We start from the raw sequence: 11,846 nt of genomic DNA on the forward strand, positions 1-11,846 counted from the left end.
ATAAATGGACTTCGGAAGCTTAATCTCTGCGTTTACACCAATGAACTTAATGTTGGCGATTTTGGGTGTTGTTGCAGGGACAGTTATTGGATCAATTCCCGGGTTAACAGCAACAATGGCTGTGGCGGTGCTTGTACCTATTACATTCACTATGGAGCCTGCCACAGCGCTCATTCTTTTGGGTGCCATATATACTGGCGCCATATATGGTGGCGCATACGCTGCAATTTTACTTAATACGCCGGGGACACCTTCGGCAATTGCCACAACATTTGATGGTTACCCGATGGCCAAGAAGGGCAAAGGTGATCTTGCTGTTGCAATCGCTTGTTTTGCGTCGGTATGTGGTGGTTTAGTGGGCGCATTGGCATTGCTGTTCATTGCACCACCCTTATCAGATGTTGCATTGGCATTTGGGCCAACCGAATATTTCTGGTTATCCATATTTGGTTTGTCTCTGATTGCATCACTATCGACTGGTAATCTTATCAAGGGACTGGTCGGAGGTGCATTTGGTATGATTTTATCAACCGTTGGTGTTGCGGAAATCTCAGCTGATATTCGCCTGACTTTCGGTAGCCAAACATTGATTGCGGGATTTGGTGTCGTTGGGGCACTTATTGGCCTTTATTGTATACCAGTCCTTATTGACTTAGTCGCCGTTCCTGATCGACATTTGGAACTCAAGGAAGAAGTCAGATCAGTTAAAATTGTAGAAGCCGCCCGAGTAGCCTGGGGATCAAAGTGGAATTTGATCCGATCATCTGTCATCGGGACTCTTGTTGGCATTTTGCCTGGTGCCGGTGGCTCTGTTGCGGGGTTGGTCGCATATTCAGAAGCGAAGCGAAATGCGGGACCTGACCAAAAATTTGGTGAGGGAGAGCCTGATGGTATTATGGCCACGGAAGCGGCCAATAACGCGACAGTGGGTGGAGGTTTTATCCCGACACTTGTTCTTGGTATTCCCGGCACGCCGCCTGATGCCGTGATCTTAGGTGCGCTGTTGGTTCAAGGCGTACGTACTGGTCCTGCATTGTTTCAATCAGATGGTGGTTCGATCGTTTACACATTTATTTACGGCCTGTTGATCGCGACAATTATTATGCTGCCAATTGGTTTACTCATTGGCAGGTATGCATACAAAACGATCGTAACAATTCCAAAAGCTGTTCTCGTTCCCACCGTTGGATTTATGACGATCATTGGAACATTTGCGATACGCAATAGCATCTCAGATGTAGTCTTAATGATCGGACTTGGCATCTTTGGTTGGTTGGTCGGCCGTTTTGGCTTTGCTGCATCTCCAATTGTTCTTGGGCTTATACTAGGGCCAATAGCAGAACAAGGGTTTGTGCAAAGTTGGATAATAGGTGCTGCAACGGAGAATTTATTTGGAATGTTCTTTGGACAACCAATCTCTCAAGCGATCATAGCGTTCACCATTTTGTCGCTAAGCTACCCGATCTACATACAATGGCGCGAACGTCGCGCAAGTCGTCACTCGGAGGAAAAGGTATGAGTACTCGTAATACGACAACACCTTCCAACTTTGGTACGCTTACAATCTCAGCATTTTTCATTCTAGCTGGAGCCGTTACTTTATATGACACAACTGGCTATTCAGATATTGATTCCCAAGTGTTTCCTCGTGCAGTGGCAACCGTTCTCGTAATATGCGCTACAATTTCGTTTATAACTTGTTTTCTAAAACCATCGGCTGATGATGGCTTTGGTAATGGCTCATGGGGGCGGCGCCTCCTTTTGGTTGGAACCATGTTGCTGGCCTGCTTTGCTATGCCGTTTATAGGTTTTCTTCTGGCCGGCGCTATCGGCTTTGCAGGCGGGCTAATTGCTGCGATGCATGATAGATGGTCACCAAAGACAATATTTGTATATTGGTTGTCGGGAGCTGTGATTATGACGGCCTTTTATGTGCTCTTTCGTTATGCACTTTTGGTACCCCTACCATGAGTAGCGATATCACAAGTGAGCACTTGAATGCGTTAAAAAATATGGTTGATAAAAATGGCTGGGATCATGTGGATAATGGTGCTCAGTATTTTGATGATCCAAGAGGGCGTTTTCATGGAAATGGCCAGATAATTTTACGCCCAGTTTCAACAAAAGAAGTCTCTCAAATAGTTGGATATTGCAATGATCAAAGGCTAGCAATTATACCTTATGGGGGAGGTACCGGCGTTGTAGCTGGGCAGCTATCAATTGATAATAAAAATGTGATTATTCTCTCTCTCGAACGCATGAATAAAGTGCGAGAATTGTCTATTGATGATGAGACAATAACCGTGGACGCTGGCTGTATTTTGGAGAATATTCACACGGCTGCAGAAGACAAGAATTTTATATTTCCGCTTTCGATGGCATCAAAAGGTAGTTGCCAAATTGGTGGTAACTTGGCGACAAATGCTGGTGGGTTGCAGGTTTTAAGATATGGTAATGCGCGGGACTTATGTTTAGGAATTGAAGCCGTCTTGCCCGATGGCTCAATCTATAGTGATTTAAACCCTTTGCGCAAAAATAACACAGGTTATGATCTGCGAAATTTACTTATAGGCAGTGAAGGAACACTGGGGATTATTACGGCTGCAACGCTCACGTTAAAGCCGCAACCTACAGAGGTTCTAACAAGTTTTTGCGCGGTTCCAAATGTGAAAGCTGCTTTAGTAGTATTAAAACGACTTCGTGCCAAACTTGGAGATACTGTTTCAGCGATTGAGTTGTTGTCTAATATTGGTTTGAAGATTGTTTCACAACATTTTGACCAATGTAAATCTCCTCTCAACACTCATTCGGATTGGTATCTTTTAATAGAGGTCGCAGGATCAAGAGCATTACAGCCTGATTTAGAGACCGTGCTTGCAGGTCTGTTTGAAGAAGATTATCTGAAGGATGTCGTGATAGCTACGTCGGGCGCGCAGCGTGAAAAATTATGGCAACTTCGCGAACTAATGGCAGAGGCAAATAAGGCCGAAGGCGCCATATGCAGTAGCGATACAGCGGTGCCGCTTTCAAAGATTTCAGATTTTATAGATGATACAGTTAGTGAAGTATCTAAAGTTCATTCAGAGTTGCGGATTAACAGTTATGGTCACATCGGAGATGGTAACATACATCATAACGTATTTCCGCCACTCGGCGAAAGCAAAGTCGATTTCGTTAAAAAAAATTCGGATGTTGTTGTCGATTTACGTATGGCAATCAACGAAGCAACAGCGAGCAATACAGGATCCATTAGTGCTGAACATGGAGTTGGCCGACTTAAGGTCGACGATCTGGAGCGATATGCTGATCCAGTGAAGGTTAAAATTATGCGTCAGATAAAGGATGCATTAGATCCGCATAACATCCTGAATCCAGGTGTTTTATTAAAATAATTTCTGTTTACCTTACTCGTTAAGGTTAAAATAACTATAAATCCACGCTGCTTATTTTTTGAGATATCTATTGAAAAAAATCTTAGCAGGCGGATTAATGAAATGGCAGATTCTCAGCAAAACAATTCGAATAATAGCAACACGAATGAAGATAGAAATCGTACCTATTTAGACGAACGGACTCCCAGTTTAGACCCAATCAATATTGGCGACGAAAGTGTTGATGAGATCCAGCAATTTTTGGATTCAGGTGATCAGCGTACGTTGGATGGATATGGAAATAATGCAAATAATCCATATTTTAGTAATACAGACCAACCGCTCATTCGGCTTACTGATGCAGAATATGGTGAAAATGGGTCTGCGCGTGGGGTCGTTGATGGTCAACAAACATTAGCCAACGAGCGCGTGATATCAAACACAATTGCTGATCAGGATGATGATGGGGACGGGCAGGAGGATGCAACCGTCAGTCTTCACGGTACAAACCAGTTACTGACTTCGTTCGGTCAATATTTTGACCATGGTCTCGACTTTTTACAACGTTCTAGCGATCCAAATGAAAAATATTACATTCCTTTGGATGAGAGCGATCCGTTGTATAAATTCAGCGATGATGGTAATCCTTTTAATGATGTCACTTCAATCGCTATTAAGCGAGGTGAGGGCGCGATCAATCCTGAGACTGGTGAAGTCTATACACCACGCGCTCATATCAACAAAACGTCACCTTTTATTGATCAAAGTCAGGTCTATGGCTCAGACGATGCGATTGGCTACTATCTTCGTCAGAGCGCTACGGATGAAAATGGTAATGTCCTGTATGACGATGATGGTCTGATCATTAAGCATGCGCGTCTCAAAACTGGCGATAAAGATGTCAGTGGGTATGATGATTTACCAACCTATCGCGACATTCTAGTAAATAATGGCATGTCCGAAGCCGTTATTGATGCGGCAATAGCTGCAAATGACTTTGATATGTTACGGGCTGGCGAGCATTTCGTAGATTTCCGAAATGTTATCGATCCTGAGACTGGAAAACCAAGCGGGCATCCTTTGCTTGCTGATGTTGCTCACGATGCAAATCCTGCCGGTCATGGATCCTTCAATTTGGAGAAATTGCTTGATCACCACGTCGCTGGTGACGGCAGATTGAACGAGAATGTTGCCTTGACATCGCTCCATACGGTTTTTTTCAGGGACCATAATTTCTGGATTGAAACATTGCAGGAAAAGGCGCCCCATCTCTCACAAGAGGAGCTTTATCAGTCGGCTAAATTAATTGTCGGTGCTGAGTATCAGCGCATTGTTTATGAAGAATTCATTCCAGCGCTAGCTGGATCGATACCAGGGCAGGGCCCCAACGGATTTAACGGCTATCAATCACGGGTTGACGGTCAAATCTCGGAAGAGTTTGCCCATGCCGTTTATCGTGTAGGGCATTCCATGGTAACGGAAAAAATTCCTTATACCACCGAGGATGGCACGATTAAGGAAATATCTTTGGTTGAGGCATTTCTTAGTCCCGCGAAGTATGAGGAACTGGGTGTAGATTCAATTATCAGTGGATCAACCAAGTTCTCCCATGAACGAATAGATGAAAATATAGTCAATGCCATACGCAATCAATTGCTTGGTAGACCTTCCGATTTGGCGGCCATTAATATTGCACGCGGTCGTGAGGTGGGTATCCAAACACTCAATGATGTGAGAAGGGCACTCTACGATGAAGGTTCAAATGCAGAAGTAAACGGATCCGATGTAACGCGTGCACTAAAGGGTAATGAAGAACTAAAACCATATGAAAATTGGGAGGAATTTGCTGCTAATTTGCGTGACCCAAGTTTAGTTGAGGTTTTCAAGGAAGTTTACGATACAGTTGACGATGTTGACTTGTGGATTGGTGGCCTTGCTGAAAAACCACGTAGCGCTACTGAAGGTCAGATGGGCACCACGTTTACATGGATTTTCTGGGAACAAATGGATCGCCTGCAAGATGGTGATAAATTCTACTACAATGAATATTTTAAAGATACTGAGATTTTAGCTATTCTGGAGCACCAGAATTTTTCAGATATCCTCATGCGAAACACCGGACAAGAGTTCCTTGCTGACGAAGTTTTTGCTCTTTCAAAGCAAGTCAAAATGGGCGCAACAGAAAAGACCGCAAATTTTGACGACATTTCAGAAACCATTGTTGCAAATGATCTAGATAATGTCATTCGAGCTGGTGGTGGTAATGATACCGTCTATGGACAAGATGGTAATGATATCATCTATGGCGAAGCTGGTAATGATGGCCTAAGAGGCGAGGACGGCAATGACTATCTTCTTGGTGGAGAGGGCGATGACCGGCTTGTAGGTGGTAACGGCAATGATTATCTCGACGGTGGTAAAGATAATGATTCATTGCATGGTAATGGTGGTAACGACCGTTTGTTTGGTCGTGCTGGTGATGATGTTCTAAACGGTGATGCTGGTAATGACCGCATATATGGCGGTGCCGGAAATGATGAACTTAAGGGCGGCCTTGGTGATGATTTACTAGTTGGTGGCAAGGGTGATGATTTCATCCAAACCAATGGTGGAGATGACAAAGTTTACACCGGTACCGGCAAAGATATTGTTCTAATGTCTGAAAATGAAGGTCAGGTCACGATCAAGGACTTTAATATTAATAAAGATAGAGTTGATCTAACGCTTTTTGATGTGCGTAATATCGATGACTTGTTAGCTACTGTCAGTATCTCATCAGATGGTGGGAGCACGATTTTGGAAGTTGGAGACTCAAAAATCACGCTTAAAAGTGTGAGAATTGAGGACCTGTCTCATGGCAACTTTAAATTTGATCATGATGATCGAAATGTATTGTTGAACGGACGAATGGACGAACAACAAATTGTCGTTGTGGATGGTGAGATAAGCCTACGTGAGTTTGATGAAGACGGGAATGAAAATGAACATTCTGTGGGTTGGCGCAATGAAGCTGGTGATCGCGTTCATTATGGTCTTGATCAGGCAAACCAAGTCTTAATCATTGAAAAAACAGATTCCCAGAATGAAATATATCAGGATGTGCCAACAAGGTCTGGAGAAACCTATCATTTAACGTTTGACGCTGCCAAAGCTACACTAGATGTTGATGGTGCGGTGGAAGTTCTATGGAATGGAGAACTGGTTGGCACAATCGATCCAATTGATATTTGGAAAACATTTGAGATGGAGGTCGTTGGAACTGGTGGTAATGACCGTTTAACTTTCAGGTCAGATAGTTCCGTTTCTAATGACCAAAAAACAAAAATCGATAATGTCGTGTTGGCACCGAATTACACTGATGGAAACAACAACGGTGACGTGAACATCATCGACGGGACAGAATACAGCGACTACTTATCTGGAACCGATGAGAATGATCTTATCAATCTCAAAGGCGGTGTTGATGTTGTAAACGGGTCTGCAGGTGATGATATTATCAACGGTGGAGATTTGGGTTACAATCAGGTTGACTACGATGGATCTTCCTCCGACTACACTTTTGTACGCAATCAGGATCAGACAATTACTGTCACAAAGCCAACTGGAACAGATATATTGACCGATATTCGTGGCATATGGTTCAAAGGTGAAGCCGTATGGAAGCCGATTGAGGAACTTGTTACATCAGGCGGAGACATTATCGGAACTGACGGCGATGATTACATTATTGGAACTTCGGGAGACGACAACATTGATGCTGGTCTTGGAAGAGATACAATTCGTGGCTCTGATGGGAATGATATCATCAATGGTGGTGGATCAGAGTATAACCAAGTAGATTATGCCGGCAGTTCAAGTGATTATGTATTCGTCAAAAATGACGATGGTTCTTATAGCGTGACCAGCGACAACGGCTATGTTGATGTGCTAACAAATATAGACGGCATTTGGTTTGAGGGTGAAGCCGTATGGAAGCCCATTGATGAGCTTGTAACCACTGGTGGAGACATTATCGGAACTGATGGCGATGATTATATTGTGGGCACTTCCGGTGATGATAATATTGATGGTGGATTAGGAAATGATACTATTCGAGGCTCTAGCGGGAACGACATCATCAATGGTGGAGGACCAGAATATAACCAGGTAGATTATGCTGGTAGTTCAGATGATTATACCTTCACCAAAAGTGAGAATGGTTCTTACCAAGTAACCGATGATGAGGGTTATGTTGATGTTTTGACCAACATCGAAGGCATCTGGTTTGAAGAAGAAGAGCAGTGGTATCAGATCGATAGTTTAGTTTAAGATGAAAATCAGAATCTAAATTTTTACATCTAAGTAAGGTTGAGGATCCTCAACAAAATGAAGTAACATGGCTCGATGCGCAAACCGTTGGGCCATGCCTTTAAGTTTGGTGATTATCGATTAACTCGTTAGGTTTTGCCAATGTCTCAAGGGCTGGCAAATCATTGAGGTGAATTTTTGAGCCATCTACCTGCACTCCATAAGGTTTAAGCGTATTAAATGCTCTTGAGAGGTTTTCAGGGGTCATGCCAAGAAGTGATGCTAATTTACGTTTATCATGGTGGAGTTCTATGGAGCCATTAGCACCCTGATTTTTATGGTATCTAAGAAGACGGTTTGCTAACCTTTCGACGGCGGTTCGCAATTTTAGATCTTTGTATTCTTTTACCACACCTCGATAACAGTTCGCTAACTGAACAACGATTGAGCGTGTAAATGCATCGTCGGTTTCAAATGCTTCTCTTACATTTTGGGACGGTATCATCAAGACCCGGGACTTCTCAGAGGTCCTTGCTGACATCAGGTATACTGCGTCTTTCAAAACGGCAGCTAAGATGAATGCTCCGACGGGTCGTACATTGCCCATGGTTGCTTCGCGGCCATTGGATTTGGCGAACAGTTCTACGCTTCCTTCAACAACGATGTAAAGAAAATCAGCCGGATCGCCTTCGCGAATTAATTCCACATGTGCAGGGAAAGTCTGCAAATAAGACGCTTCCATCATAGACTGAAAATTGACCTCTGCCATTTCGGAAAACAGATTTAACTCTCTTACAATCGGCAAATCAGTAGGGCGCATGTGAACTCTGCTTGATATTTATCAATGAATGAATTGATATTTTTACCATGCAATGATGCATACTGCAACTGACTAAATTGACATGCACTTCTCAGGTTCTTGCAATAGTGTGCCACCTCTCTTGTTTCAAGCTCAATCGGTCATTGAGTTGATCTGGATCAAACCGGTGTTTTAATTTCAAGACAATTGTCCCCGCAAACGACCTCAACTGAGAGACCGCAAACTTGAATATCGGGACCTTGTTGATGGTTGGTCAATGTTGTTGCGCAAAGGGGATACTGATGGAACTACAAAACAAAGCAACAAGTCTGTGGGGAAATTTTTTCAAAATTTCCATGGTGCAAATAAGAACATTTCACATGACGTGGTTTGCATTTTTTCTTTGCTTTTTTGCCTGGTTTGGCATCGCGCCATTGATGAAAGTCGTACGTGATGAATTATCTCTTACCAAGGATCAAATTGGTTGGATCATTATTGCGTCTGTTTCTGTTACGATTTTTGCGCGACTACTTATCGGGTGGCTGTGTGATAGGATTGGCCCAAGGCTTACATATACAGGTCTGTTGACGCTTGGAGCGTTTCCAGTGATGGGGATTGGCCTTGCGCAAGATTTTGAAACATTTTTGATATTCCGTCTTATGATCGGTGCAATTGGTGCATCTTTTGTTATTACCCAATATCACACATCAGTCATGTTTGCTCCCAATGTTGTAGGTCAAGCAAATGCAACATCTGCGGGGTGGGGTAACCTTGGCGGCGGCGTTACACAGCTTGCTATGCCGATGATCTTCTCCGTCTTTGTGATTGGATTTGGTTTCAGCGAAGCGCTGGGCTGGCGTTTATCAATGGTTGTTGTCGGGGCCGCAATATTTGTCACGGGTATTGCTTATTATTTCCTGACCCAAGATGCGCCGGACGGAAACTTTAAGGAACTTCGTGCAAAAGGCATGATGCCCGAGAAGAAGAAAGTTACCGGCGACTATTTTGAGGCTCTTAAAGATAGTCGCGTTTGGGTACTCTTCCTGATCTATGGCGCATGCTTTGGTATTGAGTTGACCGTTAACAACGTTGCTGCACTCTATTTTGCCGATTACTTTGACCTTGGATTGATTACAGCAGGTCTTGTTGCTGCATCATTTGGTTTGATGAACATATTTGCTCGTACACTTGGTGGAATCTTCGGTGATAATTATGGTGCGATTTGGGGTCTAAAAGGGCGAGCTTTCTGGTTGTTCATTTGCTTGTTCTGCGAAGGGTTGGCTTTGATGCTCTTCTCTCAGATGCAGGTTTTATTCCTCGCAATTCCTGCACTGATTTTGTTCTCATTGTTTACGCAGATGGCTGAAGGTGCCACCTATTCAGTGGTTCCTTTCATTAACAAGAAAGCGCTTGGCGCGGTCGCCGGCGTGGTTGGCGCAGGTGGTAATGCTGGCGCGGTTGCAGCAGGCTTTTTGTTCAAAGGTACATTGAACTGGTCAGAAGCGTTTTTCATTATTGGCGTGGTCGTGACCATTGCATCCTTCTTAGCCTTCTTCGTGCGCTTTAGCACCAAGCAGGAGGATGAAGAGCGGGCAAACTTTGCAGCTGCCAATATTGATGTGATCAGGGCTAAGGCCGCAAAAGCAAATGCTGATCTTGAATTAGCGATGCAAAGTATCGCGAAGAAAACAACTTAAACTTAATGCAAAATCGGGCGGTCAAATCCGTGGCAGCCTGATTATGGTCCAACTTAAAACATGAATTGGAGAAAAGAGTGGGACAGGATCTTAGAAATTGGAACCCAGAAGACGAAAAATTCTGGAAAGCTGAAGGAAAGGCGATTGCAAATCGTAACCTTTGGATATCCATTCCGAGCCTCTTATGCGGATTTGCCGTATGGTTATATTGGGGCATCATAACGGTTCAGATGTTAAATCTGGGTTTCCCGTTTGAAAAATCACAACTGTTTACACTTGCTGCCATTGCGGGCCTGACAGGTGCTACGCTTCGCATTCCGAGTACGTTTTTCATTCGCATCGCAGGTGGTCGTTATACGATCTTCTTCACAACTGCTTTACTGATGATACCGGCAGCAGGGGCGGGTTTTGCGCTACAAGATCCAAATACACCTTTATGGCAATTTCAAATTCTTGCTTTTTTATCAGGTATTGGCGGAGGTAACTTTGCTTCTTCCATGTCTAATATCAGCTTTTTCTTTCCGAAGAAGATGCAAGGCTATTCATTGGGTATGAATGCGGGTCTGGGTAATTTTGGTGTGACAACCATGCAGATCCTTATTCCTCTTGCCATGACAATGGGCATTTTCGGTGGTGAGTCTCTTACGCTTCAAAACGCAAGTGGTACACTTATCGGCAAAATTCCAGCTGGTGCTGAAACTTACATCCATAACGCGGGTTGGATCTGGCTTGTGTTTCTAATCCCGCTTGCTTTTGCAGGCTGGTTTGGAATGAACAATATTCGCGATGAGCATGTTTCTCCTGATGCAAATAGTCCAATAAGCGCATTTGCTATCATCACTTTCATGTTGATCATCGGCTTCTTCACAGCTGCGTGCGGGCTATGGCTTATGTTGCCAGCAGGTGTTGGCGGATCTGGCTTCATGATCAGCAAATGGATCGTACTTCCGCTTGTCATTGCGTTGACGGTATTGCTGCTAAAGATCATACCTGGTGCAGTTGGGCAGAACCTTAATCGTCAATATAAAATTTTTGGCAACAAACACACATGGGCAATGACCATCATTTACACAATGACCTTTGGTTCATTTATCGGTTTCTCTGCCGCATTTGCACTGGCGATTAAAGTTATCTTTGGTTTTCAGCACATCATGGTCGATGGAGTTTTGACCCATGACACGGTTAATCTGGCTGGCCCAAGCGCTCTTACCTATGCATGGATGGGACCATTCATCGGCGCGCTCATTCGCCCTCTAGGCGGTATGATTTCAGATAAGATGGGTGGCGCAAAGGTTACGCAAATTATTTCAGTTATCATGGTCGCAAGTGCACTAGGTGTCGCCTATTACATGCAGCAGGCTTACGCATCAGCTACACCGGAACAATACTTCGTTCCGTTCTTGTTGTTGTTCCTTGTGTTGTTTGCCGCAACTGGTATCGGAAATGGTTCAACATTCCGTACGATTGCCGTGGTGTTTAATAGAGAACAAGCTGGGCCTGTTCTTGGCTGGACATCAGCGGTGGCGGCCTATGGCGCCTTCATTATCCCCCAAGTGTTGGGTGAGCAGATCAAGGCAGCCACACCTGAGATAGCCCTCTATGGCTTTGCGATCTTCTACACCATCTGCATCGTGATTAACTGGTGGTTCTATCTTCGCAAGAACGCCTACGTTCAAAATCCATAAGAATAAT

The 11,846-nt window shown here is 43.9% G+C and carries 7 protein-coding genes; 6 read left to right on the plus strand and 1 reads right to left on the minus strand.

Features of this window, described 5'->3' with window-relative positions:
* The first annotated feature begins 4 nt into the window (after positions 1-4).
* The 4 genes from AB2J24_RS00275 (at position 5) to AB2J24_RS00290 (ending at position 7,679) form a co-directional block, all read left to right on the plus strand.
* Complete coding sequence (locus tag AB2J24_RS00275; protein WP_367384017.1) at positions 5-1,519, plus strand: tripartite tricarboxylate transporter permease; 1,515 nt, start codon at positions 5-7, stop codon at positions 1,517-1,519.
* Positions 1,516-1,971, plus strand: coding sequence for a tripartite tricarboxylate transporter TctB family protein (locus tag AB2J24_RS00280; RefSeq protein WP_367384018.1), 456 nt, complete (start codon positions 1,516-1,518; stop codon positions 1,969-1,971). The genes AB2J24_RS00275 and AB2J24_RS00280 overlap by 4 nt, the downstream gene beginning before the upstream one ends.
* Positions 1,968-3,392: an FAD-binding oxidoreductase gene (locus AB2J24_RS00285; protein WP_367384019.1), complete on the plus strand. Its 1,425-nt coding sequence runs from the start codon at positions 1,968-1,970 to the stop codon at positions 3,390-3,392. The genes AB2J24_RS00280 and AB2J24_RS00285 overlap by 4 nt, the downstream gene beginning before the upstream one ends.
* A 102-nt stretch (positions 3,393-3,494) precedes the next feature.
* Entirely contained in the window at positions 3,495-7,679 is a 4,185-nt protein-coding gene (locus tag AB2J24_RS00290; protein ID WP_367384020.1) for a peroxidase family protein, read from the plus strand.
* A gap of 100 nt (positions 7,680-7,779) precedes the next feature.
* Here AB2J24_RS00290 and AB2J24_RS00295 read toward each other — a convergent pair whose 3' ends face one another.
* The gene (locus AB2J24_RS00295) at positions 7,780-8,478 is read right to left on the minus strand and encodes a cyclic nucleotide-binding domain-containing protein (protein WP_367384021.1); all 699 of its coding nucleotides are present in this window, start codon (positions 8,476-8,478) and stop codon (positions 7,780-7,782) included.
* Between the two features lie 281 nt (positions 8,479-8,759).
* Between AB2J24_RS00295 and AB2J24_RS00300 the strand changes: the two genes are divergently transcribed.
* Positions 8,760-10,154, plus strand: a complete 1,395-nt coding sequence (locus tag AB2J24_RS00300) for an MFS transporter (RefSeq protein ID WP_162652856.1) — start codon at positions 8,760-8,762, stop codon at positions 10,152-10,154.
* Between the two features lie 77 nt (positions 10,155-10,231).
* Positions 10,232-11,839, plus strand: coding sequence for an antiporter (locus AB2J24_RS00305; RefSeq protein WP_162652855.1), 1,608 nt, complete (start codon positions 10,232-10,234; stop codon positions 11,837-11,839).
* The last annotated feature ends 7 nt before the right edge of the window (positions 11,840-11,846 follow it).

The organism is Lentilitoribacter sp. EG35, from assembly GCF_040784015.1.
Lineage (GTDB): Bacteria > Pseudomonadota > Alphaproteobacteria > Rhizobiales > Rhizobiaceae > Lentilitoribacter.